Annotated in this window: 26 protein-coding genes; 12 read left to right on the top strand and 14 right to left on the bottom strand. The window is 64.9% G+C overall.

Translation table 11 applies throughout. From position 1 onward, the window contains the following. Nucleotides 1–4 precede the first annotated feature (4 nt). The 4 genes from WN73_RS10855 (at nt 5) to WN73_RS10840 (ending at nt 4,060) form a co-directional block, all read left to right on the top strand. On the top strand, nt 5–1,339 hold the full coding sequence (locus WN73_RS10855; RefSeq protein ID WP_028173732.1) for an HlyD family type I secretion periplasmic adaptor subunit: 1,335 nt from the start codon (nt 5–7) through the stop codon (nt 1,337–1,339). A 105-nt stretch (nt 1,340–1,444) separates the two neighbouring features. Beyond that, a complete protein-coding gene (locus WN73_RS10850) occupies nt 1,445–2,914 on the top strand; it encodes an AMP nucleosidase (protein ID WP_271552694.1) in 1,470 nt (489 codons plus the stop codon). A 120-nt stretch (nt 2,915–3,034) separates the two neighbouring features. Next, complete coding sequence (locus WN73_RS10845) at nt 3,035–3,649, top strand: tetratricopeptide repeat protein (protein WP_028173734.1); 615 nt, start codon at nt 3,035–3,037, stop codon at nt 3,647–3,649. Nucleotides 3,650–3,784: 135 nt separating this feature from the next. Beyond that, nucleotides 3,785–4,060, top strand: a complete 276-nt coding sequence (locus WN73_RS10840) for a DUF1488 family protein (RefSeq protein WP_028173735.1) — start codon at nt 3,785–3,787, stop codon at nt 4,058–4,060. Nucleotides 4,061–4,246: 186 nt separating this feature from the next. On the opposite strand, the gene WN73_RS10835 is transcribed toward WN73_RS10840, so the two are convergent. Next, nucleotides 4,247–4,729 (bottom strand): CinA family protein, encoded by a 483-nt coding sequence (locus WN73_RS10835; RefSeq protein WP_011090633.1) that lies wholly within the window; start codon nt 4,727–4,729, stop codon nt 4,247–4,249. A gap of 167 nt (nt 4,730–4,896) precedes the next feature. On the opposite strand from WN73_RS10835, the gene WN73_RS10830 reads away from it, so the two are divergent. From WN73_RS10830 to WN73_RS10820, 3 genes are read left to right on the top strand one after another with little or no spacing between them, the layout of a single operon-like run. Further along, complete coding sequence (locus WN73_RS10830; RefSeq protein WP_038966124.1) at nt 4,897–5,955, top strand: amidohydrolase family protein; 1,059 nt, start codon at nt 4,897–4,899, stop codon at nt 5,953–5,955. A gap of 23 nt (nt 5,956–5,978) precedes the next feature. Next, on the top strand, nt 5,979–7,088 hold the full coding sequence (locus WN73_RS10825) for an amidohydrolase family protein (RefSeq protein ID WP_028173738.1): 1,110 nt from the start codon (nt 5,979–5,981) through the stop codon (nt 7,086–7,088). After that, on the top strand, nt 7,088–7,501 hold the full coding sequence (locus WN73_RS10820; protein ID WP_271552692.1) for a Rieske (2Fe-2S) protein: 414 nt from the start codon (nt 7,088–7,090) through the stop codon (nt 7,499–7,501). Before WN73_RS10825 ends, WN73_RS10820 begins: the two co-directional genes overlap by 1 nt. A 114-nt stretch (nt 7,502–7,615) precedes the next feature. On the opposite strand, the gene WN73_RS10815 is transcribed toward WN73_RS10820, so the two are convergent. Both WN73_RS10815 and WN73_RS10810 read right to left on the bottom strand, forming a co-directional pair. Continuing rightward, on the bottom strand, nt 7,616–8,947 hold the full coding sequence (locus WN73_RS10815; protein WP_271552691.1) for an MFS transporter: 1,332 nt from the start codon (nt 8,945–8,947) through the stop codon (nt 7,616–7,618). Nucleotides 8,948–9,090: 143 nt separating this feature from the next. Continuing rightward, on the bottom strand, nt 9,091–9,990 hold the full coding sequence (locus WN73_RS10810) for a transcriptional regulator GcvA (RefSeq protein ID WP_011090628.1): 900 nt from the start codon (nt 9,988–9,990) through the stop codon (nt 9,091–9,093). A 110-nt stretch (nt 9,991–10,100) separates the two neighbouring features. On the opposite strand from WN73_RS10810, the gene WN73_RS10805 reads away from it, so the two are divergent. Beyond that, nucleotides 10,101–10,304 carry a DUF1127 domain-containing protein gene (locus tag WN73_RS10805; RefSeq protein WP_027543408.1) on the top strand — a complete coding sequence of 68 codons (204 nt, stop codon included), beginning with the start codon at nt 10,101–10,103 and terminating at the stop codon, nt 10,302–10,304. A gap of 68 nt (nt 10,305–10,372) precedes the next feature. Continuing rightward, the gene (locus WN73_RS10800; RefSeq protein WP_060908918.1) at nt 10,373–10,996 is read left to right on the top strand and encodes a GNAT family N-acetyltransferase; all 624 of its coding nucleotides are present in this window, start codon (nt 10,373–10,375) and stop codon (nt 10,994–10,996) included. Between the two features lie 234 nt (nt 10,997–11,230). Here WN73_RS10800 and WN73_RS10795 read toward each other — a convergent pair whose 3' ends face one another. Together WN73_RS10795 and WN73_RS10790 are read right to left on the bottom strand one after the other, a co-directional pair. After that, nucleotides 11,231–12,061 carry an enoyl-CoA hydratase gene (locus WN73_RS10795; protein WP_011090625.1) on the bottom strand — a complete coding sequence of 277 codons (831 nt, stop codon included), beginning with the start codon at nt 12,059–12,061 and terminating at the stop codon, nt 11,231–11,233. A gap of 129 nt (nt 12,062–12,190) precedes the next feature. Beyond that, nucleotides 12,191–12,892: an SDR family oxidoreductase gene (locus tag WN73_RS10790; RefSeq protein WP_011090624.1), complete on the bottom strand. Its 702-nt coding sequence runs from the start codon at nt 12,890–12,892 to the stop codon at nt 12,191–12,193. A 233-nt stretch (nt 12,893–13,125) separates the two neighbouring features. Between WN73_RS10790 and WN73_RS10785 the strand changes: the two genes are divergently transcribed. After that, nucleotides 13,126–14,910, top strand: coding sequence for an acyl-CoA dehydrogenase family protein (locus WN73_RS10785; protein ID WP_271552688.1), 1,785 nt, complete (start codon nt 13,126–13,128; stop codon nt 14,908–14,910). A gap of 44 nt (nt 14,911–14,954) precedes the next feature. Further along, complete coding sequence (locus WN73_RS10780) at nt 14,955–16,043, top strand: Zn-dependent alcohol dehydrogenase (protein WP_011090622.1); 1,089 nt, start codon at nt 14,955–14,957, stop codon at nt 16,041–16,043. 146 nt (nt 16,044–16,189) lie between these two features. Here the strand turns inward: WN73_RS10780 and WN73_RS10775 are convergent, their stop codons facing one another. From WN73_RS10775 to WN73_RS10740, 8 genes are all read right to left on the bottom strand, one after another. Continuing rightward, the gene (locus WN73_RS10775; protein ID WP_028173745.1) at nt 16,190–16,543 is read right to left on the bottom strand and encodes a nuclear transport factor 2 family protein; all 354 of its coding nucleotides are present in this window, start codon (nt 16,541–16,543) and stop codon (nt 16,190–16,192) included. Between the two features lie 34 nt (nt 16,544–16,577). Next, the gene (locus WN73_RS10770; RefSeq protein ID WP_271552686.1) at nt 16,578–18,050 is read right to left on the bottom strand and encodes an amidase; all 1,473 of its coding nucleotides are present in this window, start codon (nt 18,048–18,050) and stop codon (nt 16,578–16,580) included. A gap of 163 nt (nt 18,051–18,213) precedes the next feature. Next, nucleotides 18,214–19,185, bottom strand: a complete 972-nt coding sequence (gene mbfA / locus WN73_RS10765; RefSeq protein WP_011090619.1) for an iron exporter MbfA — start codon at nt 19,183–19,185, stop codon at nt 18,214–18,216. Between the two features lie 87 nt (nt 19,186–19,272). Then, nucleotides 19,273–20,415, bottom strand: a complete 1,143-nt coding sequence (locus WN73_RS10760) for an alpha/beta hydrolase (RefSeq protein ID WP_271552682.1) — start codon at nt 20,413–20,415, stop codon at nt 19,273–19,275. Between the two features lie 114 nt (nt 20,416–20,529). Beyond that, entirely contained in the window at nt 20,530–21,399 is an 870-nt protein-coding gene (locus WN73_RS10755) for an MBL fold metallo-hydrolase (RefSeq protein WP_271552680.1), read from the bottom strand. A 16-nt stretch (nt 21,400–21,415) separates the two neighbouring features. Further along, on the bottom strand, nt 21,416–22,027 hold the full coding sequence (locus tag WN73_RS10750; RefSeq protein WP_028173749.1) for a glutathione S-transferase family protein: 612 nt from the start codon (nt 22,025–22,027) through the stop codon (nt 21,416–21,418). A gap of 113 nt (nt 22,028–22,140) precedes the next feature. Then, nucleotides 22,141–22,983: a fumarylacetoacetate hydrolase family protein gene (locus WN73_RS10745; protein WP_011090615.1), complete on the bottom strand. Its 843-nt coding sequence runs from the start codon at nt 22,981–22,983 to the stop codon at nt 22,141–22,143. 201 nt (nt 22,984–23,184) lie between these two features. Next, the gene (locus WN73_RS10740) at nt 23,185–24,033 is read right to left on the bottom strand and encodes an MBL fold metallo-hydrolase (protein WP_271552679.1); all 849 of its coding nucleotides are present in this window, start codon (nt 24,031–24,033) and stop codon (nt 23,185–23,187) included. Between the two features lie 255 nt (nt 24,034–24,288). Here WN73_RS10740 and WN73_RS10735 point away from each other — a divergent pair, with 255 nt between their 5' ends. Further along, on the top strand, nt 24,289–24,765 hold the full coding sequence (locus tag WN73_RS10735) for a DUF3775 domain-containing protein (RefSeq protein ID WP_271552677.1): 477 nt from the start codon (nt 24,289–24,291) through the stop codon (nt 24,763–24,765). A 119-nt stretch (nt 24,766–24,884) separates the two neighbouring features. On the opposite strand, the gene WN73_RS10730 is transcribed toward WN73_RS10735, so the two are convergent. Next, nucleotides 24,885–25,667: an SDR family oxidoreductase gene (locus tag WN73_RS10730; protein WP_271552675.1), complete on the bottom strand. Its 783-nt coding sequence runs from the start codon at nt 25,665–25,667 to the stop codon at nt 24,885–24,887. Nucleotides 25,668–25,739: the final 72 nt, after the last annotated feature.

The raw sequence follows: 25,739 nt of genomic DNA, 5'->3' as shown, positions 1-25,739 counted from the left end.
AGTCATGAGTACGATGGCGATCGGTGGCGGCAAGCCCGCCGCCAAGAAGACCGTGCGGGATTCCATCAAGTTTCACTTGATGCTCGGGCTCGGGATCGTGCTGGTCCTGGTCGTCGGCCTCGGCGGCTGGGCGGCCACGGTGCAGATCTCGGGGGCGCTGATCGCGCCGGGCCAGGTCGTGGTCGAATCCAACGTCAAGAAGGTGCAGCACCCGACCGGCGGCGTGGTCGGCGAGCTGCGCGCCCGCGACGGCGACGTGGTCAAGGCCGGCGACGTGGTGGTGCGGCTCGACGACACCGTCACCAAGGCGAACCTCGCCATCGTCACCAAGAATCTCGACGCCGCGCTGGCGCGCGCGGCACGGCTCCAGGCCGAGCAGCGCGGTATCGACAGGATCGACTTCCCGCAATCGCTGCTCGATCGCGGCAACGATTACGACGTCAAGACGCTGCTCTCCGCCGAAACCAAGCTGTTCGACGTCCGCGTCAACGGCCGTGCCGGCCAGAAGGCGCAGCTCCGCGAGCGCATCCAGCAGCTCAACGAGGAGATCGAGGGTCTCTCCGCGCAGGAGCGGGCCAAGGACAAGGAAATCTCGCTGGTGCAGCAGGAGCTCACCGGCGTGCGCGATCTCTACGAGAAGCATCTCGTGCAGATCTCGCGCCTGACCACGCTCGAGCGCGACAGCGCTCGCCTCAACGGCGAGCGGGCGCAGTACATCGCCTCGCGGGCGCAGGCCAAGGGCAAGATCACCGAGACCGAGCTTCAGATCATCCAGGTCGACAAGGACATGGTGAGCGAGGTCTCCAAGGATTTGCGCGAGACCAACGACAAGATCGGCGAGCTGATCGAGCGCAAGGTCGCCGCCGAGGACCAGCTCCGCCGCGTCGACATCCGCGCGCCGCAGGACGGCATGGTGCTGCAATCGACCGTGCACACCGTCGGCGGCGTCGTCACCGCCGGTGATGCGCTGATGCTGATCGTGCCGCAGGCCGACGATCTCCAGGTCGAGGCCAAGGTCAATCCGGTCGATATCGACAAGCTCCAGATCGGCCAGAAGACGCTGCTGCGCCTGTCCGCATTCAACCAGCGCACCACGCCCGAGCTCAACGGCGTCGTCAGCCGCGTCTCGCCCGACGTCACCACCGACCAGCGTACCGGCCAGAGCTACTACACCATCCGCGTCTCGCTGCCGGCCGAAGAGGTCGTCCGGCTCGGCGATTCCAAGCTGATCCCCGGCATGCCCGTGGAAGCCTTCGTCCAGACCGGCGACCGCACCATGCTGTCCTATCTGATGAAGCCGCTGCACGACCAGTTGATGCGAGCCTTCCGGGAGAAGTGACGCGCGGCGGCGCGTCACCCCCAACTCGTCATTGCGCTCGCAATGACGGCTTGGCTGCGTCTTGCTATAGTTCGACTCAAGCCCCACGAACCCGGCGTTCGAACCATGCAGACCCCGCCCTCCATCGCCACCGAATCCTTCTCCGACGCGTCCGCGGCCGTCGCACGGCTCGAAGAGATCTACGAACGCAATACGAAATTCCTGCGCGACCGGTTCGAGGCCTATGTCGGCGGCGAAGCGATCACGACACGGGCGCGGGCCTACTACCCCTTCGTCCGCCTCACCACCGCGACATATGCGCGGCTGGATTCGCGTCTCTCCTACGGCTTCGTCGCCGGCCCCGGCGTGCACGAGACCAGCGTAACGCGACCGGATCTGTTCCGCAGCTATCTCACCGAGCAGATCGGCCTGTTGATCCAGAACCACGGCGTACCCGTCGAGATCGGCGAGTCGGCGGAGCCGATCCCGATCCACTTCGCCTATCGCCGCGACATCAACATCGAAGCCGCCATCACCACCGGCGAGAATTCCCTTGTGACGCGATCGCTGCGCGACGCGTTCGATGTGCCCGATCTCGCCACCATGGACGATTCGATTGCGGACGGCACCTTCGAGCTCCAGCCCGGCGCGCCGGAGCCGCTGTCCCTGTTTCGGGCCGCCCGGGTCGATTACTCGCTGCGCCGGCTCTATCACTACACCGGCACCGATCCCGAGCACTTCCAGAACTTCGTGATCTTCACCAACTACCAGTTCTATGTCGATGCCTTCGCGCAGCTCTGCCAGCAGCGGCTTCAGTCCGGCGAGGCCGGCCTCGACGCCTTCGTCGCGCCCGGCAACGTGATCACGCGGAGCGGGGGCGCGACGAGCGGGGACGCGCCGACACGCATGCCGCAGATGCCGGCCTTCCATCTGGTCGAGCCCGGCTATCGCGGCATCAGCCTGATCAACATCGGCACCGGCCCGTCCAATGCGCGCAACGTCACCGACCACGTCGCGGTGCTGCGCCCGCACGCCTGGCTGATGCTCGGCCATTGCGCGGGCCTGCGCAACACGCAGCGGCTCGGCGACTATGTCCTCGCCCATGGTTACGTGCGCGAGGACCATGTGCTCGACCGCGAGTTGCCGCTCTGGGTGCCGATCCCGGCGCTCGCCGAGATGCAGGTCGCGCTCGAGGAGGCGGTCGAGGACGTCACGGGCCTCGAAGGCTTCGAGCTCAAGCGCCTGATGCGCACCGGCACGGTCGCGAGCGTCGACAACCGCAACTGGGAGATCTCAGGCCCTGAGATGATCCGCCGCCTGTCGCAATCGCGCGCGGTCGCACTCGACATGGAATCGGCCGCGATCGCCGCCAACGGCTATCGCTTCCGCGTCCCCTACGGCACGCTGCTCTGCGTCTCCGACAAGCCGCTGCACGGCGAGATCAAGCTCGCGGGCATGGCCAGCGAATTCTACCGCCACCGCGTCGGCCAGCATCTCGAGATCGGCCTGAAGGCGCTGGAGCGGCTCAAGCAGCAGGAGTCGGAGCGCCTGCATTCGCGAAAGCTGAGAAGCTTTGCCGAAGTGGCATTCCAGTAAAGGACAACAGAACTGTCGTACGAACGCTGACGTCTCCGTGAACACAGCACCTGGAATATCGCTGCCGAGGCAGGGTTATCAATTCGTCCGGGGCCGCTTGAAGCAGGACAGGAGACGGAGATGTTCACTGGGATGATCAGGCTCGTCACACTCGGCACATTTGCTGCAGCCCTGTTGAGTTCGCCGGCGCTCGCCGCGGGCGGGGGCGGCGGTGGTGGAGGCGGCGGCAGCATCAGTTCTACCGATCCCTACGCCGGCGCCTATTCGGATCAGAAGCCGCAGCCAACCTATCCGAAGCGGCCGGGCACCAGGGCGACCCAGAAGGGCAAGAAGCAAGGCAACCAGTCCAGCATAGGCGATCCCGCTTTCGCTGCCGGTTACCGCGTGGCCTATGACACCATCTACGAGCGTAACGACTATGCGACCGCGATCGCGCAGTTGAAGTCGCTCGGCCATGACGACCATCCGAACGTCGCCAACCTCATCGGCTACTCCTACCGCAAGCTCGGCGACTACGAGCAGTCGCAGGTCTGGTACGAGCGCGCCTTGCGGGCAGATCCGAACCACGTGCTGACGTGGCAATATTACGGACTGTGGCAGCTCGAGCGGGGCAACCGCGAGCAGGCGCTCTATCACCTCGGCCGGATCGCATCCATCTGCGGGACGGATTGCGATGAGTACAGATCGCTGGCCGCGGCACTGAACAAGCCGTCCGGTACGGCGCTCGTCTACTGACGCCGGAGCGTGGCCGACTGACGGGAGCGCGCTGTTGAAGAGCGTCGTATGACGGCCATGCACCCCGGCGCGGGTGGTGACAACGCGTCAGATTTTCAGCATTGTCCGGTTCGGGGGCGCGAACGGGACAGTTGGATGCCGCTGACGCGCGACAGGATTATCGGCCACGACCTCGAACGTCTGGCCTTTCGCTTCACCATGCTGAACGATGGCGAGGTCGTGCACTGCCAGATCTCCGACGCCGCGATGGACGAACTTGCAGGCATGCAGGGCACCGAGAGCAGCGCGCGGCAGGCGCAATTCCTGTCCCTGCGCGAGACCATCGAACGCATCGCATCGGACCTTTACGACGAAGCGCCGCGGTTCAAGGGGTATGTGGTGCGGATCTTCATGCGGCATTTGGGGCGGTAGGCACCGTGCCTCCCCAACGTCGTCCTGGCGAAAGCCAGGACCCATTACCACCATCGAATGTTGTTGGAAGAAGCTGTGGCCCCGCCGACCGCAACATTGCCATTCGGGGTTATGGGTCCTGGCTTTCGCCAGGACGACACCGAACGTAAGGCGGCGCCGCTCTGTCGTTCGCAGACAATGATGCTGCTATTCCGATAGCTTCCTCAGCAGCAGCTTCAGCGCCGTCGTCGCAAACACTTGCATATTCGCAAGCCGGTCATTGCCGCCCGTCTCCAGCGTGATCACTTCCGCCGCCGGCCCCGCGACCGCCATGCAGCTATGGCCGGCGGCGTCGCCGTAGCGGTTGCCGGTGGGGCCGGCGGCGCCGGTCTCGGACAGGCCCCAGTCGCAATTGAAGCGGCTGCGCATCTGCTCGGCCAACAGCTTTGCGTATGGCTCCGACGAGGAGCGGAAGCCCTTCATTCCTTCGTCCGAAATATCCATCAGCACGCGCCTGGCATCGCGGGTGTAGACCACCGCGCCACCGAGGAAATAGGCGGATGCACCGGGCACCGCGAGCAGGCCGGCCGAAATCAGGCCGCCGGTCGAGGATTCCGCGACCGCAATGGTCTGTTTGCGCGCGATCAGTTTCGCCGCAACCTGTTCAGCAATGCCGACGAGCTCTTTCATCCCTTTGACCTCTCATTCCCTCGCAACCGAGCTCAGCCTTCCTAGCATAAGCTGGCTGCCTTGGCCGAGTTGCGGGCGACGGTCAGGCCTGCTTGAATGGCGCACACAAGGCGGAGCGGCCAAGCCGACCGCGAGAAGACGTGACGAGGAAACGTGAAGGAGACGTGATGGCGTCCCTGATCGCCGGCGGGGTGGATTGCGACGTGCATCCGGCCGTGCCGCATCTGACCAGCCTGCTGCCGTACCTGAACGACTATTGGCGCGATCAGGTGACGACGCGCGGCATGATGGACCTCGTCTCGCAATCCTACCCGCAGAACTCGCCGATCGTGGCGCGCCCCGATTGGCGTCCCGAGAGCGGCAAGCCGGGCGCGAGCCTGGAAGACATGCAGCGCCATGTGCTCGATCCTTTTCAGGTCAGCCATGCCATCTGCAATCCGCTCTACGCCGTGCAGATGGTGTTTTCCGAGGACATGCAGGCCGCCTTCTGCCGTGCGCTGAACGACTGGCTGGTGAAGGAATGGCTCGATCGTGACAAGCGGCTGCGCGGCTCGATCGTGATCCCCACGCAAAGCGTCGAGAAGGCCGTCGCCGAGATCGAACGCTGCGCGCACGACCGCCGTTTCGTACAGGTGTTGATGCTGGTGATGGGCGACGTGCCGCTCGGCAAGCGCGCGCTGTGGCCGATCTACGAGGCCGCGGAGCGGCTGGACCTCGCGGTCGGCATTCATGCCGGTTCCGCCTATCACAATCCGCCGACCGCGGTGGGCTGGGGTTCCTATCACATCGAGGATTATGTCGGTCAGGCCCAGGCGTTCCAGACCCAGCTCACCAGCGTGATCGTCGAGGGCGTGTTCGCCAAATATCCGCGGCTGAAAATGGTGATGCTGGAGTCCGGCGTGTCCTGGATCTCCCCCTTTCTCTGGCGGCTTCACAAATTCTGGCGCGGGGTGCGGATGGAGACGCCCTGGGTCGATCGCGCGCCGCTGGAACTTGTGCGCAGCAACATCCGCTTCTCGTTACAGCCATTTGATGCGCCGCCGGAACCCGAGACATTAATTCGCCTGTTTGATCATATGCAGTCGGATGAATTGGTCCTATTCTCCACGGACTATCCACACTGGCAGTTCGACGGCCAGGACGCGCTCCCCCAGGGCCTCACCCCCGATCTCGTGCGCAAGATCATGATCGACAATCCGCATGCGACCTATCCCCGCCTGACTTAGCCGCTGCAAAAGGAGGCAAGGCGATGAATATTCAATTCCGCGAGAGCACCGAAGCCGCTTCCCCCCTGACGACCAAGACCGCGATCGCGGATTGTGACATCCATCCGGCCCGCGCGACCCGCACCGAGCTCTATCCCTATCTCGCCAAACGCTGGCAGCATCATCTCGAAGTCTATGGCGTGCACGCCTATCAGGGCATGATGGAAGGCCCGCCCTATCCGAAGGCCCAGCCCAACGCCTCGCGCCGCGACGCCTATCCGCCGGAAGGCGGGCCGCAGGGCTCCTCGCTCTCCTTCATGCAGAAGCAGCTGCTCGACCCCAACAATGTGCAGCTGGGCGTGCTCAATCCGCTCAATGCCGGGCAGGGCATCCGCAATCACGAGCTCTCGGCCGCTTTGTGCTCGGCGATCAACGACTGGCAGATCGACAAATGGACCAGCAAGGACAAACGGCTGAAAGCGTCCATCGTCGTCGGCAATGAGGACGGCCTGTCGGCGGCCGCCGAAATCCGCGAGCGCGCCGGCGACAAGAATTTCGTTCAGGTGTTGCTGCTCAGCCGCAACGTCGAGCCGCTCGGCCAGCGTCGCTACTGGCCGATCTATCAGGCCGCGGAAGAGGCCGGCCTTCCCGTCGGCGTCCACGCCTTCGGCTTCGGTGGCAACCCGATCACGCCGTCGGGCTGGCCTTCCTATTACATCGAGGAGATGGTGGGACATTCGCAGTGCCAGCAATCGGCGCTGGCCAGCCTCGTACTTGAAGGCGTGTTCGAACGCTTCCCGAAGCTGAAGATGGTGATGATCGAGGCCGGCTTCGGCTGGGCGCCGTCGCTTGCGTGGCGATTGGACAAGGCCTGGCAGCGGCTCAGGAGCGAAGTGCCGCATGTGAAGCGTCCGCCGTCGGAATATATCCGCGAGCAGGTGTGGTGGACGACGCAGCCGATGGAGGATCCGGAGCGGCGCGAGGATCTGTTCGACGTCATCAAGTGGATCGGCTGGGACCGCCTGCTGTTCGCGACCGATTATCCGCACTGGGACTACGACGAGCCGTCGCGCGTCTTGCCGGCGGGCGTCAGCGATACCAACCGCGAGGCGTTTTACCTGGGCAATGCCCGGAAGCTCTACGGAATCAATTGATGGCGCGTCACGTGATCGCGCCAGTGGACGAGCTTCCGCCAGGCACGCGAAAATTTCTGGAGATCGAGGGACGGCCGATCGCGGTCTTCAACATCAAGGGCGAGTATTTCGGCCTGATGAACCGCTGCCCGCATCAGGGCGCGGCGCTGTGCGAGGGCCCGCTGATCGGGCTCGCGCAATCGAGCGATCCCGGCGAGATCGAATACACCAGGCTTGGCGAGATCATTCGTTGCCCCTGGCACGGCTGGGAGTTCGACATCCGCACCGGCCAGTCCTATTGCGACCCCCGCCGCTTCCGCGTGAAAGCCTATCCGGCCCATGTCACGCCTGGCGCGAGCGTCGTGAAGGGGCCGTACGTCGCCGAGACGATCCCGGTGAAGGTCGAGAGCGACTACGTGGTGGTGGAGCTGTAGCCCCACTGTCATTCCGGGACAGCCCGCAGGGCTGAACCCGGAATCATCGTGCGTCTGGAATGCTGGGAGAAATGGATTCCGGGCTCGCCTCTTCGAGGCGCCCCGGAATGACCGTCAACGCCCCGCAACCGGCTCCGCCACCGCATCATAGGTCGGCACCGCCTTGCCGCCGCCGCGATACACGGTCGAGGCCGCGATGATGCCGAGCAGGGCGGCGAACATCAGCCAGAAGCCGGGCGAGGCCTTGTCGCCGGTCCGCTCGATCAACCAGGTCGAGGCGAACGGCGTGAAGGTGCCGAACAGCGCGGCTGCGAGCGCGAAGGCGAGCGAGAAGCAGGTGGTGCGGACATGCGCCGGCACGATCTCGACGAGGGCGCCGAGCATGGTGCCGCTGTAGACGCCGAAATAGAACGAGAACATCATCTCGACCGCGAGCAGCTTGCCGAAGGTCGGCGCCGCCACCAGCCAGTGCAGCGCGGGGTAGGCGGTGACGAGCGACAGGCAGGCGATGGTGATCAGCACCGGCTTGCGGCCGATGCGGTCGGACAGCGCGCCGCCGACCGGATTCCAGAAGAAGTTGGTTACGGCGACCAGCAGCGTCACCAGCAGCGCGTCCTGCGTCGACAGCTTCAGCACGGTCTTGCCGAACGTCGGCGTGTACACGGTGACGAAGTAGAACGTCGTCGTGGTCAGGATCGCGATCATCATGCCGAGGATGACGATGCGCCAGTTGGCGAGCGCGGAGGCGAACACCTCGCTCGCCGTCGGATGCTTCTTCATGGCGAGGAAGGCCGGCGTTTCCTGGAGCGTGCGCCGCAGGAAGAAGATCAGGGGGATGATCAGGCAGCCGACGAAGAAGGGAATACGCCAGCCCCAGGCGGCCACCGTGTCGGCGGGCATCACCTCGGAGAGAAGATAGCCGAGGATCGAGGCCACGAAGATCGCGACCTGCTGGCTCGACGACTGGAACGAGGTGTAGAAGCCGCGGTTGCCGGGCGTCGAGATCTCGGCGAGATAGACCGACACGCCGCCGAGCTCGACGCCGGCGGAGAAGCCCTGCAGCAGGCGGCCGATCAGCACGATGACGGGTGCTGCGATGCCGATGGTCGCGTAGCTCGGGCAGAACGCGATCACGACCGTGCCGATGGCCATGATGCCGAGCGTGACGATCAGGCCCTGGCGGCGGCCGATGCGGTCGATGTAGGCCCCGAGCACGATCGCGCCGACGGGCCGCATCAGGGCGCCGAGCCAGAACACGCCGAACGTGTTGAGCAGCGAGGCCGTCTCGTTGGTGGAGGGGAAGAACGCCTTGCCGATGGCGGCGGCGTAGAAGCCGAACAGGAAGAAGTCGAACTGCTCGAGGAAATTGCCGGATGTGGCGCGCAGGATCGCGCCGATGCGCGACTTGATCTCGGGCGGATTGGTTGAGGTGGCTGGTCCAGCCATGACGTTACTCCCCTTCAAGTGTGGCCGGACCGGAACTCACTTCTCGGCAGGCGACAGGTTGTGTTGCTGCGACAATCTGTCCTACCCCTTCCCGCGCAGGGCGCGGCGAGTCAATCGGTTTTCCAGAGGAAGCTGATGATTTTTCAGGCTTTATTTTGCGTTGCAGCGACGATCCATTGACGGAACGCGGCGAGCTTTGGCGCCTCGCGGCGACCCTCCGGCGCGACCAGGTAGAAGCCCGCATCGGCCGGCAGCGCGATCTTGAAGGGGACGACGAGGCGGCCCTTGGCGATGTCGTCCTGCACGTAGGATGTCCGCCCCATCGCCACGCCGATGCCGTCGATCGCGGCCTGGATGGTCATGAAGATCATGTCGAAGGTGATGCCGGGCTGCTTGGCGATATCGGCCGGCAGGCCTGCCGCCGTCAGCCACAGCCGCCAGTCGTCGCTGTTGGCGTTGGAGGTGTGCAGCAGCGGATGATTTCGCAGATCCTCCGGACGCTGCAGCGGCTTGTCACCGCGCAGCAGTGACGGACTGCACACCGGAAACAGCTCGTCCGCCATCAGCCAGTCGGCACGCAGGCCCGGCCACTGGCCGCGGCCGTAGCGGATTGCGGCATCGACATCGTCGCGCTGGAAGTCGACGAGGCTGGTCGACGTGGTGATCCGCACGTCGATGCCGGGATGCTGCTCCTGGAAATCCGTCAGCCGCGGCAGCAGCCATTTTGCGGCAAGCGAGGCCAGCGTCGAGAGCGTCAGCACCTTGTCGTCGTCCCTGCGCAGCAGGCGGTCGGTGGCGAGGCGGAGGTCGTTGAAGGCGGCGCGGACGCCCGGCAGATAGTCGCGCGCTTCCGGCGTCAGCGCCAGCGCGCGGTTCTGCCGGATGAACAGGCGGATGCCGAGCTCCTCCTCCAATCGCCGGATCTGATGGCTGATCGCGGTCTGCGTCACGTTCAGCTCGCTCGCCGCCAGCGTGAAGCTGAGATGGCGCGCGGCCGCCTCGAACGCCCGCAATCCGTTCAGGGAGGGCAATCTGGCAGTCATCTGGCAGCAGGATACATGACGTTATTTCATGCGAAGAGGTACAAATTGTCGTTTGTCGCAGTGCGATCGAGCGCAGATATTAGCGGTCAACTTAGCTCCAGGAGCTGAAAATGTCTACCTTGACCCAGAATTCGATGACAAATCATCATGCGCCCGGCCTGATCCAGCAGATCGGCGAGACGCTTCATGTCTGGCACGAGCGCTACCGGACCCGCCGCGAGCTGACCAACTGGACCGCCCGCGACCTGCACGACGTCGGCCTGTCCTGGTCCGACATCGCCTATGAGGCCGACAAACCCTTCTGGCGGGCCTGATTGGCCGCCAGGCCGGCGCCGCCTGATTACAGGGGCGCCGGCGGTCCCTCTTTCTCAGGGCATGTGTCATGAGCACTCTTCGCCTGGAAGATCTGAAGCAATATTCGGACGCCCTGCGCACCCGGCAGGGCGAGGCGATCAACGTTCGCTTCGTCGAGCCGCGCGACACCGAGGAGCTTCAGCACTATTTCCGTTCGCTCTCGACCCGCTCCCGCTACAACCGTTTCTTCGGCGCGATCAGCGAATTGCCGAAGGGCCTGCTACACGACTTCCTCCAGGTGGGCGAGCGCGAGCGCTTCACCGTTGTCGCGACCAAGATGGTCGACGGCTTCGAGACCATCGTCGCCGAGGCGCGCTACGCGCTGCATGCGGAAACCGCGACGCTCGAGTTCGGCCTGTCGGTCGACGATCGCTGGCAGGGCCACGGCATCGCCACTGCGCTCATGAAAAATCTTGAGTGCCGCGCCGCCGCGCTCGGCGCCGAGCACATGTTCGGCGATACGCTGCGCTCCAACGAGACCATGATCTCGCTCGCCCGCAAATCCGGATTTGCCTTCGTCAATCACCCCGATGACTGGAAGCTGGTGCGCTTCGACAAGGAGATCGCGCTCGCGCCGAAGGACATTCCCTGCGCGAGCTGGCGTCTCACCGCCCTTTCCCGTCAGGCCGACAGCCCCTCAGCCTCGGCCTGACACGACTGCAAGCCCGGCCCAGGTCAACCTGAGCCGGGCATTTTTTTGCCTTAAGCAGTCGTCGTCGCGTAGATCTTCCCAAGCCGTCATTCCGGGGCGCGCGTAGCGCGAACCCGGAATCCATTCCACTGCGTGTTTTGCGGCCCAATGGATTCCGGGCTCGATGCTGCGCATCGCCCCGGAATGAGGGCTCGCTGCACCATCCAGGTTCGATTCCTGACTGTGAAGGGCCTGTTACTTCCCCGTGAACACCGCCTTGCGCTTCTCGATGAAGGCCTGCACCGCTTCCTTGTGATCGGCGGTCGCGGTGAGGCGGATCAGTCGTTCGGCCTCGTGGTCGCGGGCGGTCTCGAAATCGAACTGGATGGCTTCGTCGAGATTGTCCTTCATGTAGCGCAGCGCGAGGCGCGGGCCTTCGGCGAGCGACTTTGCCAGCGCGAAGGCTTCGGCTTGTAGCTTGTCGTCAGGCACGACGCGGTTGACGAGGCCGATGGCCTCACAACGCGCGGCATCGACCCTGTCGCCGGTGAACATCAGCTCGCGCGCCCGGGCGGTGCCGACGAGGCGGGTGAGCAGCCAGGCGATGCCGTAATCGCCACTGAGTGCGATGCGGGCATAGCCGGTGGCGACGAAGGCGGATTGCGCGGCGATGCGGATGTCGCAGGCCATGGCGATCGCAAGCCCTGCGCCGACCGCGGGACCGGGGAGCGCGGCGATCGTCGGCTTGCGCACCGAGACCAGCGCGCCGGTGAGCAGCCGCTGCCGCTCCTGGAGATCGGCGACCCGATCTTCCAGCGACATCTCCAGCTTCTTCGGATCGCGATGCGCGCCCATGCCCTTGACGTTGCCGCCGGCGCAGAACGCTTCGCCCGCGCCGGTGATCAGCAGCGCGCCGACATCGGGGCTCTCGCCGCAGGTGCGGATCATCGTCCGCAGCGCCGGCGTCAGGCTGTCCGACAGCGAATTGCGCGCCTCCGGCCGGTTCAGCGTGATCACTGCGACGCGGTCGCGGATGACGCAGAGGAGTTCGCTGGTGCCCGTATCGACGGTGGTTTCGGTGGTCATGTCGCTTCCCGTTCATTGTTGTCATTCCGGGGCGATGCGAAGCATCGAACCCGGAATCTCGAGATTCTCAGGTGCGCAAATGCGCACCATAGTTCGGCTCTTCGAGCCGCCCCGGAAAGACAAACTCAACTAAAACTTCTCCACCCACGGCCGCAGCTCCAGCTCCCAGCTCCAGGCGCTGCGCGGCTGCTGCAGCACGTTCCAGTAGCTCTGTGCGATCGCATCAGGATCGAGCATGGAGTCCGGCTTGTCTTCCGGCTCCGTCCGCGCCGCGCTCCTGATGCCGCCATCGATCACGAAATGCGCGACATGGATGCCTTGCGGCGACAGCTCGCGCGCCAGGCTCTGGGCGAGCCCGCGCAGCGCGAACTTGCCCATCGCGAAGGAAGCGGACTGCGCATAGCCCTTGACGCTGGCCGAGGCGCCGGTGAACAGGATCGCGCCGTGCTTGTTCGGCAGCATGCGCTTGGCCGCCTGCTGCGCCACCAGGAAGCCGCCATAGGCGCTGACCGCGATGGCCTGCGCGACATCGGCCGGAACGAGATCGACGAACGGCCCGCGCGTGCGGCCGCTGGCATTGTAGACGACGAGGTCGGGCGTGCCGATCTCGCGCTCGACGAGGCCGAACAGGCGCTCGACCTCATCCGGCTCGGTGGCGTTGCAGGCATAGGCTTTGGCACCGGTCTCGGTGCAGAGCGCGCCCAGCTTCTCGATCTTCCGCGCGGCAAGCGCCACGCGAATGCCTTGTGTGGACAGCAGCCGCGCCAGCGAGGCGCTCAAGCCTTCGCCGGCGCCGACGATGAGCGCGATCTTGTATTTCGGATGTTCCATGGCGTGATCTCTTAGGACGGGAAGCCGCTGATCTATGCATCCGCCACCCGGACAACCAGCCGGGGTGCAGGCCCGGTCGGTCATAATTCCGCAGAGCGAATTGCTCCTTCACGGCGATCATGCCTCCCTGACAATTTGCGGCTTTATCCGCATCCGCGGCTGGAGCATGATCGACATCATCCAAAGCGGCAAGCGCTAAGAATTGCCGTCGGGCGGAAACGAAGAGGACGATCATGCACAAGCCGGTTACAGCGCAGCCGAAAAATGCCGCGGCCGCACCATCCGGCCTGCTGGCGCCCGATACGTCAGGCATAAATTTCTACCGCGCCGACCAGGCGCTGACGGATCTCTTGCGCATCCATCTGCCGGAGACGCTGTTCCGTCACATCGAGCCGCATCTCGATCGCCTCGGCGAGCTCGCCGGCGGCACCCTCGACGAATGTGCGCGGCTGGCCGACCGCCACACGCCGGTGCTGCACCAGCGCGACAAGTTCGGCCGCGACGTGCAGTGGATCGAATACCACCCGGCCTATCGCGAGCTGGAGAAGGCGGCGTTCGGCGAGTTCGGCATCCACGCGCTGTCGATCCGCAAGGGCATCATGGGCTGGCCGGACAAATATCCTGTCGTGGCAAAGCACGCCTTCACCTTCCTGTTCAACCAGACCGAATTCGGTATGGGCTGTCCGATCAACGTCACCGACGGCTGCGCAAAACTCCTGGCGAATTTCGGCAGCGAGGCGCTGAAGGCGAAATATCTCGATGGTCTCACCCAGACCGACATGACCAAGCTGACCCAGGGCGGCCAGTTCATGACCGAGAAGGAGGGCGGCTCCGACGTCGGCACGCTCACGACGCGCGCCGTGCAGGAGGGCGATCATTGGCGCCTGTACGGCGAAAAATGGTTCTGCTCGAACGCCGATGCGAAAGTCGTGATGCTGCTGGCGCGCCCCGAAGGCGCCGGCCCCGGCACCCGCGGCGTCGGCCTGTTCCTGATGCCGCGCTTCCTCGACGACGGGTCGCAGAACCACTACCGGATCGTGCGTCTGAAGGACAAGCTCGGCACGCGCTCGATGGCCTCGGGCGAGATCAAGCTCGAAGGCGCGATCGCCTACGCGGTCGGCAAGCTCGACCGCGGCTTCGTGCAGATGGCCGAGATGGTGAACTCGTCGCGGCTCTCCAACGGCGTGAAATCCACCGCGCTGATGCGCCGCGCCTACCATGACGCCATGACGGTCGCGAAGAACCGCGTGGTGTTCGGCAGCCGCATCATCGACCTGCCGCTCGGCCGGCGACAGATGCTGAAGATCATGCTGCCGGTCGAGCAGGCGCTGTCGATGAGCTTCCTCACGGCCGATGCGCTCGATCGCGCCGAGGCCGGCAGCCAGGACGCGGCGGCGCTGCTGCGCATCCTCACCCCGACATTGAAATTCCGCGCCACGCGCGATGCACGGAAAGTCTGCGGCGATGCGCTCGAGATGCGCGGCGGCATCGGCTATATCGAGGAATTCGCCACCGCACGGCTGCTGCGCGACGCCCATCTCGGCTCGGTCTGGGAAGGCACCGGCAATATCGTCGCGATCGATGCGCTGAGGCGCGCGGTCGGTCGCCATGGCGCGGAATCCGCGCTGGCCGCGGATCTGCACGCCCGGCTCGATGACAGCGCCTCGGTGCCGCAGGCCTGGCGCGACCGTTTGCACACGCTCACCGATCGCGCGGTCGGCTTCGCGCGCGAGGTTGCGGGCAAGGCCGAGAACGAGGCCGACGCGCGCCGCGCGACGAGCCTGCTCTATCATGTCGCCAGCGCCGTCGCGCTCGCCTGGGAGGCGCATCGCATCCACGCCATGCGCGGCGATGCGCGCCGGTTGCTGCTGTCGCGGCTCGTGATCGATCACCGGGTCGCGCCAAGCGATCCGTTCCGGCTGACGGAAAATGCCACGCAAGCGAAGATCGCCGCGCTGCTGCTCGGCGAGCGCGATGCCGGCATGAGCGAGGTTGGCGAACTGGTTCTGGCAGCGTAGGCTGCGCCCGCGTTCAAAGCAAAAAAAACGACAGGGAGTGCTCGATGAAGGCCGCCGTCCTCTATGAAGTCAACAAGCCTCTGGTCATCGAGGATGTCAGCCTGCCGAAGCCGGGCCCGCGCGAGGTCCTGATCCGCACATCGGTCGCCGGCCTCTGCCACTCCGACCTGCACTTCATGGAAGGCCTTTATCCGCATCCGCTGCCCGCTGTGCTCGGGCATGAATCCGCCGGCGTGGTCGAGCAGGTCGGCTCCGACGTCACCTATGTGAAGCCGGGCGATCACGTCGTCACTTGCCTGTCCGTGTTCTGCGGCACCTGCGACAATTGCACCACGGGCCGCACGGTGCTCTGCACCGACACCACGGTGAAGCTGCTGCCGGGCGTCTCCGACCGCATGCAATGGTCTCGCTCCGAAAAGCTGCACCAGTTCCTCAACCTCTCGTCCTTTGCCGAGCAGATGCTGGTGCACGAGAACGCGATCGTCAAAATCAGGAAGGAGATGCCGCTCGATCTCGCCGCGTTGATCGGTTGCGGCGTCATCACCGGCTACGGCGCGGTGGTGAATACGGCGAAGGTGACGGCCGGCGAGACCGTCGCGGTGATCGGCTGCGGCGGCGTCGGCATGGCCGCGATCAACGGCGCGCAGATTGCCGGCGCCGGCCGCATCATTGCCATCGACACCAATCCCGCAAAACTCCAGCTCGCGACCAAGCTGGGTGCGACCGATATCATCAACCCCGCCGACGGCGACGTGGTGAAGCAGGTGCGCGATCTCACCAATGGCGGCGTGCATCACTCCTTCGAGGTGCTCGGCCGCAAGGAGACCGCGGAGCAGGCCTTCGCCATGCTCGCCTCCGGCGGCACCGCCACCATCGTCGGCATGATCCCGTTCGGCCAGAAGATCGAGCTGCACGGCTTCGACTTCCTGCGCGAACGCAAGATCCAGGGCTCGTCCATGGGCTCCAACCATTTCCGCGTCGACATGCCGCGCCTGGTCGACTTCTATCTGCGAGGGCGGCTGCACCTGGAGGACTGGATCTCGGCCAAGCTGAAGCTGTCGGAGATCAACGAGGGCTTTGCCAACATGAAGGCCGGCAAGACGCTGCGGAGCGTGATCGTATTCGATAGTTGATCCACATTGATGCTGTCATCGCCCGCGAAGGCGGGCGATCCAGTACTCCGCAGCGGGAGTTGTGTGAGCCAACTGTCGCCGCGGAGTACTGGATGCCCCGGTCAAGCCGGGGCATGACAGCGGAGTGTGAGGATGGTTTGCCCGCCTCACCGGGACACGTGCGCCGACACCGCGAGCCATCTGCCGTTCTTCTTCGCCCAGCAATCGGTGTAGCGGCCCGTCGCCTGCTGGCCGTCTCCCGTGGTGTAGCTTGTCCCCGCATGGATAATGGCGAAGTCGCCCATGATGCGGATGATGACGTCGTGCTCCCTGAGATTCCGGATCGCGATCGGCCGTGCCGTCTGCTCCAGGAAGGCGGCGCGGTCGACCAGCGTCTTGTCGGGATTGGAGCAATAGAACTCCGGCGCCAGGATCTGGTCGAACCGCTTGACGTCGCAGTTCTGCACGGAGGCAACGTAGTCGCGGTTGAGCGCGGTGAGCTCTTCCATGTCCTGGCTCATGACGTTCTCTCCCCGGTGGTCGTTGACGACAGGACTAATCATCGAACAATGGCGGCGGTGTGAAGCCGCCGAACTCGCGCTCGATCAGTTCGGCGAGCTTGAGCGGCGTGCGGTCCTCCAGGAAGGGGCCGACGATCTGGACGCCGACGGGCAAGCCGTCTTTCGACAGGCCGAGCGGAACGGCCGTCGCCGGCAGGCCCGGAAGCGTCGCGACGCCCGGCCAGGCGAGCTGGTCGGAATAAGGGTAGTCCTTGCCGTCGATGCTGATGCGTCGCAGGCTCTGCTCCGGCGAATGATCGTGCGGAAAGGCCGGCGTCGGCATGATCGGGCAGATCACCGCGTCGAAGCTCTTGAACAGCGCGCGCCATTGCGCCCGCAGGCCGGCGCGGCTACCTGCGTCGAGCACCCAGGCGCGGTGGCTTGCAATCGTGCCGCGCAGCCGCTCCGCTTCGAGGCTTCGGTCCTCCGGCGACAACTGGCTCGCCCGAGCCTGCGAATCCGCCAGCTCGTCGGGCAGGAAGAACGCGCCGAGGAAGCCCAGCAGCATGCGCATGTAAAGCCGCGACGTCTCCGCGAAGTCCGGAAGCAGCGGGCTCTCGCGCGCGACCGTCACGCCGGCCTTCGCAAGATCGGTGGCGAGCTTGTCGATCGCGTCGCGCACGTCCCGGTCAGTCGGCAGCAGCGGATGGCTCTCGATCACCAGGACACGAAAATCGCGCAGCGACTGATGCCGCGCAACAGGCAAATCGAGTTTGTAGGCGACGCCGGCATCGAGCGGATCCGGTCCGGCCATGACGTCGAGCAGCAAGGAGAGATCCGCGGCGGTGCGCGCCATCGGACCGATGACGGCGAGGTCGCCTTCGCGCGGAATGGCCGGAAATGGCGGCGGAGTCTCGCCGCGCGCTGCGCAGAGATTGATGGTCGGCTTGTGAGCGAAGATGCCGCAATGAAATGCCGGCACACGCAGGGAGCCGCCGATGTCGGAGCCGGTGGCGAGCGCGCAATAGCCTGCGGCGAGGGCTGCCGAAGATCCCCCGGATGATCCACCCGGCGTGCGGCCGAGATCATAGGGGTTGTTCGTGGTGCCGTAGATGTCGTTGTAGCTCTGCCAGTCGCTGAGACCGACCGGCACGTTGGTCTTGCCGAGGATCACACCGCCGGCCTGCTTGATGCGTGCGACCGGCAGCGCGTCTTCGACAGGCTTGAAATCCTTCTGCGGGACGAAGCCCCAGGTCGTCGGCAGGCCGGCGATGTTAAAGGATTCCTTGATCGTCAGGGGCAGGCCGAGCAGCGGCTTGCGCTCGCCGCGGACCAATGCAGCGTCCGCCTCGCGCGCGGCGCCGAGCGCGCGATCGAAATCCCGCACGCAGATCGCGTTGATCTTGCCGTCGTGACGCTCGATACGGCCAATCGCGTCCTGCGTGAGCTCGACCGCCGAGACCTTCTTCGCGCTCAATGCGGCCGACAGCTCGACTGCGCTCTTGAAACTCCATTCCGATTTGGCCACGGCGCTTCTCCCGCTCTGGTTGTCTGCGGATGATGAGCAGTTTAGCCGAACGCTGCAACCGCTGTTTGATCGCGATTGATATGTGGATGAGGCTCGTCGGGCAGTGCCAAAAAGTCGGTGTCATCGCCCGCTTTCGCGGGCGATGACACCGAGATTGCGGCTACTACGCCGCTCCGATCAATATCCCCACCGCCAGCACGATGGCGCCGCCGAGCACGATCTGGAAAACGGCCTGGAGGAACGGCGTGTCCATGTAGCGCGAGCGGATGAAGGCGATTGCCCATAGCTCGAAGAACACGACGACTCCGGCGATCGCCGTCGCGATCCAGAACGCGTTGGCCCAGCTGTCGGGCACCAGATAGGGCGCGGTGTGGCCGAGCCCGCCGAGCGTCGTCATCAAGCCGCAGGTGAGACCGCGCAGCCATGGCGAGCCGCGCCCCGTGAGCGATCCGTCGTCGGACAGCGCTTCCGCAAATCCCATGCTGATGCCGGCGCCGATCGAGGCGGCGAGGCCGACAAGAAACGTCTGCCAGTTCTGGTGGGTGGCGAACGCGGCGGCAAACAGCGGTGCCAGCGTCGAGACCGATCCGTCCATCAGGCCGGCAAGGCCCGGCTGCACATATTGCAGCACGAACATGCGGCGGTTGGTGCGATCTTCCTCCGCGCGCACATCCGGGCTCAGGATCTGGTCCGAGAGCTTTGCGGCCATCTCTTCGTGGCCTTTCTCGGCTTCGGCGAGATCGCCGAGCAAACGGCGCACGCCGACATCCTGCGCCTGTTCGGCGGCCTTCACGTAAAAGCGCTCGGCCTGCAGTTCCATGGTCTCGACTTCCCTGCGGATGGTGTCGAGCGACAGGTTCTTGGTGAGCCAGACCGGGCGGCGACGCAGGAAGCCCTTGACGTCCTCGCGGCGGATGGGAGGCAGGTGCGGACCGAACCGCTGCTCGTACGTCTCCAGCAGCATGTGGCGATGTCCGCGCTCTTCCTCGGCCATCTGTTCGAAGATCTTGGCTGAGTCCGGGTAACGCTCTCTCAGATCTTCGGCGAAGGTCATGTAGATGCGGCTGTCCTCCTCCTCGGAGGAGATCGCGACCGCAAGCACCTCGCGCTCGGTCAGATCGGCAAAATTCTTCACGACGGCCCTGTCCCACTAGTTTAGAATGATTCTAAATTATATAGGCCGCCGTGGTTCCTGGGTCAAATCAGCCGGCGCGGGACTTAGTCAGGAAGTCTTGGCCAGGAAGTCGAGCAGCAACCGGCTCACCTCGGCCGGCTGCTCCTGCTGCACCCAATGGCCGGCGCCGTCGACGAGATGGCAGCCGAGCATCTTGGTGCACGCGCTTTTCTGCATCGCCTCGAACACGCCAGGGCGCTGATAGGTGCCCCAATCCTGCCTGCCGGAGATGAAGCAGGAGGGCACGTCGATGCTGCGGCCGGAGAACAGCTGCATCTCGTCGTTGAGCATGCCCGACGTACCGTAGCGATACCATTGCAGCCCGCCCTGAAATCCGGTGCGGCCGTATTCGGCGCTGTAGTAGGCGAGGTCGCTGTCCGGCAGCCATTGGTTGGCGGCGATCGCGGCGGGCGAGGGCATCTCCTTCGCGACCGTCTCGGCCATGGTCTCGCCGGCGTCCATCACGTAATAGGTTGGCAGCTTTGCCAGTTCGTCTGCCGACCACGCCTTGAGCGGATAGGGTTTGTTGTCGGTCCAGTCCGCGCTCTTGTGATGATAATAGGCGCGCAGGAAATCGTGCACGCCCTGCGGCGCGTGCTGAATGTCCGCGTTGGCTTCGCGTGTCGCGTAGTACCATTGATAGTGCTTGCGCGGACGCGGCAGCGCGGCAAGCTCGCGATGAACGGGGTCTTCGACCGCAGGCTTTGCGGGACGATCAACTGTGTTGAATGGCAGCGGCGGCGCGCCGCCAAACGGCGCGCTCATCAGCGTCACCGAACGAAACACGTCGGGCCGGATCAGCGCACACCAGGCCGCGACCGGGCTGCCGAAATCGTGCCCGGCGAGATCGACCTGCCTGTAGCCGAACGCCGACACCAGGGCGAGCGCATCGCGCACCAGGTTGAGGAGCGAGAACGGCGCGAGATCGCCATCGTAGTCGGCAGTCCATCCCGTGGTGCGCCCGTAGCCGCGCTGGTCGGGGGCGATCACGTGATAACCGGCGGCGGCGAGCGCCGGCATCACCTTGCGCCAGGAGAAGGCCAGCTCGGGAAAGCCGTGCAGCAACAGGATGCAGGAGCGGCCCTTTGACCCGAAGCCGGCCTCCAGCACATGCATGCGCAAGCCGTTGATGCCGTCGACATAACGCGAGCGGATTCCGGCGGGCAGGGGGATGTCGGGGAGTGCTGTCATTGCTTTCTCCACACGGGAGGAATCGTAGGGTGGGCAAAGCGGAGCGTGCCCACCATAAGGAGTGGTGGGCACGGCGCGCGAAGCGCGCGCCTTTGCCCACCCTACGGCATCTCGCTAAACCGCCGCACACACGAACGCGTTGCCCTTGCGCTTGATCTTCCCGACCGACGGGGAGGGGAAATGCGCGGTGCAGCACAGCGTGTCGGTGTCGCAATAGCGCTCCAGGAAGTTGCGGCGTGTCGTTGCGGCCCTGGCCGGGTCGACGTCGAACTTGATCGACAGCTCCGGATAGAGCGTCTGCAGCGGCGAATGCATGAGATCGCCGGAGAACACCGCGTCGTCCTTGCCGCGGCCCACCGTGATTGCGATATGCCCCGGCGTGTGACCGGGCGTCGGCAGGATCCGGACGTGATCGCCGATCTGGTGGTCGTTGCCGACGAGCTCGTGGCGCTGGGCCTCGACCACCGGCAGCACGCTGTCCACGAAAGGCGGGATCTCCGTCTTCGCGTTCTGAGCCGACCAATGGTCGAACTCCTGCCTGGCGAAGACGTAGCGCGCCTTGGGGAAGGTCGGCACCCAGCGGCCGTTTTCGAGCCGTGTGTTCCAGCCGACGTGGTCGACGTGCAGATGCGTGCACATCACGAAGTCGATGTCGCCAGGCGAGAATCCGGCGGCGCCAAGTGCACCCAAGTACGTGTCGTCGGTCTTCATGTTCCATTTCGGCCGATTGGGGCGCGGCTTGTCATTGCCGATGCAGCTGTCGATCAAAATGGTGTGGTGCGGCGTCTTCACCACATAGGACTGGAAGCACAAGAGCAGCACGTCGTTGTCGTCGAGTGCCTTGGCCTGCCGCATCCATGCCCGGTTCTCGGCCAGCACCTCGGGTGTCAGTCCCGGCAGCATCTCCAGCGCCGGGACGAACGAGGTTTCCTGCTCGATGACGCGATGGATGGTGAGATCGCCGACCGAGTATTTCAGGCTCATGGACACTCCTAGCGGGTTACGCCGCCGGCGGCACCGAGATCTTGACCGAGGGCCGCTCCAGCATCTTCTGATGGAACGCGTCGAGCTTCGGATAGGCCTTGCGCCAGCCGCAATCGGCGAAGCGGAAGTCGGCATAGCCGAGCACGCAGACGAGGCCGATCTGCGAAATGTCGAACGGGCCGTTCAGGACATCGGGCATGTTCTCGAAGCGCGCCATGCCGGTCCAGGCCCGGTTCCAGTGGTCGTCCGACCACGCCTGCCATTGCAGGCCTTGCGGCCGCACCATTCTCTCGTAGCGGCACAGCAGCATGGAATCGAGCATGCCGTTGATCAGGGAGTGATTGGTCTTGGCCTTCCATCGCCGCGGACCGTAATCCGGGATCAGGCTGCCGCCGGCCATCTCGTTGAGATATTCGACGATGACGTAGGAATCGAGGATGACGTCGCCGTCATTGGTGATCAGCACCGGCAGCTTCTTCAGCGGCGTGATGCGCGAATAGTCCTCATTGGCCTGCCCCGGGGCGACGGTTGCCGGCGTGAACTCGATCTTGTCGATCAGCCCAAGCTCGATCGCGGCGATGCGCACCTTGCGGGCGAAGGGCGAGGCGGCGGAGAAGGTGAGCTTCATTTTGGATCCTTGTTGTCATTCCGGGGCGATGCGAAGCATCGAACCCGGAATCTCGAGATTCCGGGTCTGGCGCTCTCGCGCCATCCCGGAATGACGAAGGAGGTGATTGCCGCTTACGCCGCCACGATCTCCTGGCGCTGCTCGCCGAGGCCCTCGATGCCCAGCGTCACGACGTCGCCGACATTGAGGAAGGTCGGCGGCTTCATGCCGAGGCCGACGCCGGGCGGGGTGCCCGTGGTGATGATGTCGCCCGGCAGCAGCGTCATGAACTGCGAGACATAGGAGATGCACTTGGCCATGGAGAAAATCATGGTCTTGGTCGAGCCGGTCTGGCGGCGCTGACCGTTGACGTCGAGCCACATCGACAGGTTCTGCACGTCCTTGATCTCGTCCTTGGTGGCGAGCCACGGGCCGACCGGGCCGAAGGTGTCGTGCGACTTGCCCTTGGTCCACTGGCCGAGGCGCTCGGTCTGGAAGTTGCGCTCGGAGACGTCGTTGCAGACGCAATAGCCGGCGACGTAGTTCAGCGCGTCGGCTTCGGAGACGTACTTGGCGCGGGTGCCGATGATGGCGGCGATCTCGACTTCCCAGTCGAGCTTGGTCGAGCCGCGCGGCTTCTCGACCGCGTCGTTCGGGCCGGACAGCGAGGTGTTCGCCTTCATGAAGATGATCGGCTCGGTCGGGATCGCGGCTCCCGTTTCCTTGGCGTGGTCGCTGTAGTTGAGGCCGATGGCGACGAATTTCGAGATGCCGGTGACGGGCGCGCCGAACCGCGGCTTGCCGGAAACGGCGGGCAGCGAGGCGGGGTCGAGCGCGGCGAGCTTCTTCAGGCTTTCCGGCGAATAGGCCTCGCCGGTCAGGTCCTTCACATGCGCCGACAGGTCGCGCAACTGGCCGGATTTGTCGATCAGGCCGGGCTTTTCCGCACCCTTTTCGCCGTAACGAACAAGCTTCATTCTCGTTTCTCCCTGGAGATGGACCGATCGGTTAAATAGCTTCATGGAACAGGGCGGCGGGAAATTCAACCGCTCAAAACGGGGCGCATTGCAGCCCCTCCTTTGTAGGGTGGGCAAAGGTGCGGAGCGCCGTGCCCACCAATTCTTTTCCTTGCCCGGGAGGGTGGACACGCCGCGCTGTGCCCACCCTACGATTGCGTCTCATCCCAGCGCCACGAACCTGAACGCGTCCCCATCCCGCCTGATGTGTCCGGCCGAGTAATGCCCGCCGATCACCAGCGTCGGGGTGTCGGCAAAGCGCGAGAACACCTTGTGCCGCGTTGCCGCCGATTGGGCGGGATCGGTATCGATGACCGAGCACCAGTGGAGATGCGACATCTGGCAGGGATGATGGGCAACGTCGCCGGTGAGCAGCCCCTGCTCACCGCCGGACTCGATCAGGACGCTCATGTGACCGGGGCTATGGCCGGGGGTCGGGATCACGCTGATCTCCTCGCAGAGCCGGTGATCGCCAGGGATCAACTCGACCTGGCCGGCATCGGCGACCGGTTTCACGGAATCGTTGAACACCGCGACCTTGTCCGGCTCGGCCGTATAATCGCGCCAATACTCGTATTCGGTCTCGCCGAACAGGTAGCGCGCCTTCGGGAAGGTCGGCACCCATTTGCCGTCGACCAGTTTCGTATTCCAGCCGACATGGTCGACATGAAGATGTGTGCACAGCACGGTGTCGATGCTGTCAGGGGGAAAGCCCGCCGCCGCCATGGTCTCCAGAAACGGCGTGCTGCGGTTGTTCCAGGCGGGGACGCCGCGGCCCTGCTTGTCGTTGCCGAGACCGGTGTCGACCACGATGCGGCGCGTCGGCGTCTCGACCACCAGCGAGTGGATCGACATTTTCAGTCGGCCCTCTTCGGTGGCGAAATGCGGGATCAGCCAGGGCAGCTTCCGGATTTCATCGTTGGTCGCGGCCGGCAGGATGAAGCGGGTCGAGCCGACTGTCTCCATCTCGACGAGTTTCGTGATCTTGACCTTGCCCACCTTCCACGACATCCGGCGCATCCCCATGTTCTTGCTTTGCGCCTCGCTGTCATTCCGGGGCGATGCGCAAGCATCGAACCCGGAATCTCGAGATCGTTGCGTGAGAGTCCGGGTTCGCGACGACGTCGCGCCCCGGAATGACGAGAGAGAACGCTTTGGCGCCGAAACATGCGGGTTTCCGCCATGAAGCGCAATGGATCATCTGGTGGCGCGCCGCGTTATCGCTGGAACCCAGGAAAAACCAGAGAAGAGCGAGAGGGGAAGACGATGCCAGAGCTTGCAATTTCCGCCGAGAAGGTCGCTTTCATCATCGAGAAGGCCCGCGAATTCGACGTCAAGGAAGCAGCATCCGATCCGGACTCGGGCTCGAACCCCTCGGACGATGACGGGATCGACGTTCTGGAGGACACGGCGTCCGATCCGGTCGCAAGCGAGTTGACCGGCTTCATCGGGGCGCTGAACGAGGACGAGCAGCTCGACCTCGTGACGCTGATGTGGATTGGCCGCGGCGACGGCTCCGTCGACGAGTGGGACGATCTGCGCGCCCGCGCCGCCGAGGCCCGCGCCGAATACAAGGCGCCCCGGCGTGAAGCTGTGCAATATCTGCTGGGCGAGCCGATGCTGGGCGATCTGTTGGCCGACGGTCTCGACGAACTCGGCATCGACTGGACCGATGAGCGCCTCACTGCCGAATCCTCCGGTCCCAGCGAACGGGACGAGGATGAGCCGACGAAACGGCGATGAGTAGCCGGGCTCGCAGTGAGCCGGAAATGATTGGGCTCTGACGCCTCCACATCATCATGCCCGGGGCAAGCCCGGGCATGATGGTCTTTCGTGGATTGCGCCGTCTCAGGCGCGATGGCTCACAGCGTGCCCGGGAACGCGCCACCGTCGAGCAGGATGTTCTGCCCGGTGATGAAGCCGGCCTTGGCGCCGCAGAGAAAAGCGCAGGCATAGCCGAACTCGTCCGGCTGGCCGAAGCGGCCGGCGGGATTGAGCTTGGCGCGCTCGGCCAGGATCTGCTCCGGCGTTGTGCCGCGCTTGTCGGCCTCGGCCTTGGCGGTGCCGGTCAGGCGGTCGGTCTCGAACGGGCCCGGCAGGAGGCCGTTGATGGTGACGTTGTTGATCACGGTCTTGCGCGACAGGCCGGCGATGAAGCCGGTGAGGCCGGCGCGCGCGCCGTTGGAGAGGCCGAGGATGTCGATCGGCGCCTTCACCGCGGCCGAGGTGATGTTGACGATGCGGCCGAACTTGCGCGCCATCATGCCGTCCACGGTCGCCTTGATCAGCTCGATCGGGGTCAGCATGTTGGCGTCGATCGCCTTGATCCAGTCGTCGCGGGTCCAGTTGCGGAAATCGCCGGGCGGCGGGCCGCCGGCATTGTTGATCAGGATATCCGGCTCCGGGCAGGCCTTCAGCACGGCCTCGCGGCCCGCCGGCGTCGTGATGTCGCCGACGATCTCGGTGACCGTGATGGCCGGATAGAGTTTGCGGATGTCGTCGGCGGTCTTCTTCAGGGCCTCGGCGCCGCGCGCGGTCAGCGTGACGTGAACGCCGGCTTCGGCCAGCGAGATGGCGCAGGCGCGGCCGAGGCCCTTGCTGGATGCGCAGACGATGGCGCGGCGACCTTTGATCCCAAGATCCACTGTTTCACTCCCGTAATGTCAGGCAGGTTTTGGACGGGCGGCACTCTAGCCAATCGTGGTGCCGCTGATAAG

Origin of the sequence: Bradyrhizobium sp. CCBAU 45394 (assembly GCF_028128655.1) — a bacterium.
Classification (GTDB): domain Bacteria; phylum Pseudomonadota; class Alphaproteobacteria; order Rhizobiales; family Xanthobacteraceae; genus Bradyrhizobium; species Bradyrhizobium diazoefficiens.
The sequence above is the reverse complement of the archived record's forward strand: the minus strand, read 5'-3'. Positions and strand labels throughout refer to the sequence as shown.

Excerpts from the sequence above, each read along its gene's own strand:
- WN73_RS10735 (WP_271552677.1), top strand. The coding sequence starts at position 24,289 with ATGCCAGAGCTTGCAATTTCCGCCGAGAAGGTCGCTTTCATCATCGAG.
- WN73_RS10840 (WP_028173735.1), top strand. The coding sequence starts at position 3,785 with ATGCCGCTGACGCGCGACAGGATTATCGGCCACGACCTCGAACGTCTG.
- WN73_RS10825 (WP_028173738.1), top strand. The coding sequence starts at position 5,979 with ATGAATATTCAATTCCGCGAGAGCACCGAAGCCGCTTCCCCCCTGACG.
- WN73_RS10855 (WP_028173732.1), top strand. The coding sequence starts at position 5 with ATGAGTACGATGGCGATCGGTGGCGGCAAGCCCGCCGCCAAGAAGACC.
- WN73_RS10785 (WP_271552688.1), top strand. The coding sequence starts at position 13,126 with ATGCACAAGCCGGTTACAGCGCAGCCGAAAAATGCCGCGGCCGCACCA.
- WN73_RS10835 (WP_011090633.1), bottom strand. The coding sequence starts at position 4,729 with ATGAAAGAGCTCGTCGGCATTGCTGAACAGGTTGCGGCGAAACTGATC.
- WN73_RS10815 (WP_271552691.1), bottom strand. The coding sequence starts at position 8,947 with ATGGCTGGACCAGCCACCTCAACCAATCCGCCCGAGATCAAGTCGCGC.
- WN73_RS10750 (WP_028173749.1), bottom strand. The coding sequence starts at position 22,027 with ATGAAGCTCACCTTCTCCGCCGCCTCGCCCTTCGCCCGCAAGGTGCGC.
- WN73_RS10790 (WP_011090624.1), bottom strand. The coding sequence starts at position 12,892 with ATGGAACATCCGAAATACAAGATCGCGCTCATCGTCGGCGCCGGCGAA.
- WN73_RS10820 (WP_271552692.1), top strand. The coding sequence starts at position 7,088 with ATGGCGCGTCACGTGATCGCGCCAGTGGACGAGCTTCCGCCAGGCACG.
- WN73_RS10845 (WP_028173734.1), top strand. The coding sequence starts at position 3,035 with ATGTTCACTGGGATGATCAGGCTCGTCACACTCGGCACATTTGCTGCA.
- WN73_RS10760 (WP_271552682.1), bottom strand. The coding sequence starts at position 20,415 with ATGACAGCACTCCCCGACATCCCCCTGCCCGCCGGAATCCGCTCGCGT.
- WN73_RS10780 (WP_011090622.1), top strand. The coding sequence starts at position 14,955 with ATGAAGGCCGCCGTCCTCTATGAAGTCAACAAGCCTCTGGTCATCGAG.
- WN73_RS10755 (WP_271552680.1), bottom strand. The coding sequence starts at position 21,399 with ATGAGCCTGAAATACTCGGTCGGCGATCTCACCATCCATCGCGTCATC.
- WN73_RS10740 (WP_271552679.1), bottom strand. The coding sequence starts at position 24,033 with ATGTCGTGGAAGGTGGGCAAGGTCAAGATCACGAAACTCGTCGAGATG.
- WN73_RS10800 (WP_060908918.1), top strand. The coding sequence starts at position 10,373 with ATGAGCACTCTTCGCCTGGAAGATCTGAAGCAATATTCGGACGCCCTG.
- WN73_RS10850 (WP_271552694.1), top strand. The coding sequence starts at position 1,445 with ATGCAGACCCCGCCCTCCATCGCCACCGAATCCTTCTCCGACGCGTCC.
- WN73_RS10795 (WP_011090625.1), bottom strand. The coding sequence starts at position 12,061 with ATGACCACCGAAACCACCGTCGATACGGGCACCAGCGAACTCCTCTGC.
- WN73_RS10775 (WP_028173745.1), bottom strand. The coding sequence starts at position 16,543 with ATGAGCCAGGACATGGAAGAGCTCACCGCGCTCAACCGCGACTACGTT.
- WN73_RS10830 (WP_038966124.1), top strand. The coding sequence starts at position 4,897 with ATGGCGTCCCTGATCGCCGGCGGGGTGGATTGCGACGTGCATCCGGCC.
- WN73_RS10810 (WP_011090628.1), bottom strand. The coding sequence starts at position 9,990 with ATGACTGCCAGATTGCCCTCCCTGAACGGATTGCGGGCGTTCGAGGCG.
- WN73_RS10745 (WP_011090615.1), bottom strand. The coding sequence starts at position 22,983 with ATGAAGCTTGTTCGTTACGGCGAAAAGGGTGCGGAAAAGCCCGGCCTG.
- WN73_RS10805 (WP_027543408.1), top strand. The coding sequence starts at position 10,101 with ATGTCTACCTTGACCCAGAATTCGATGACAAATCATCATGCGCCCGGC.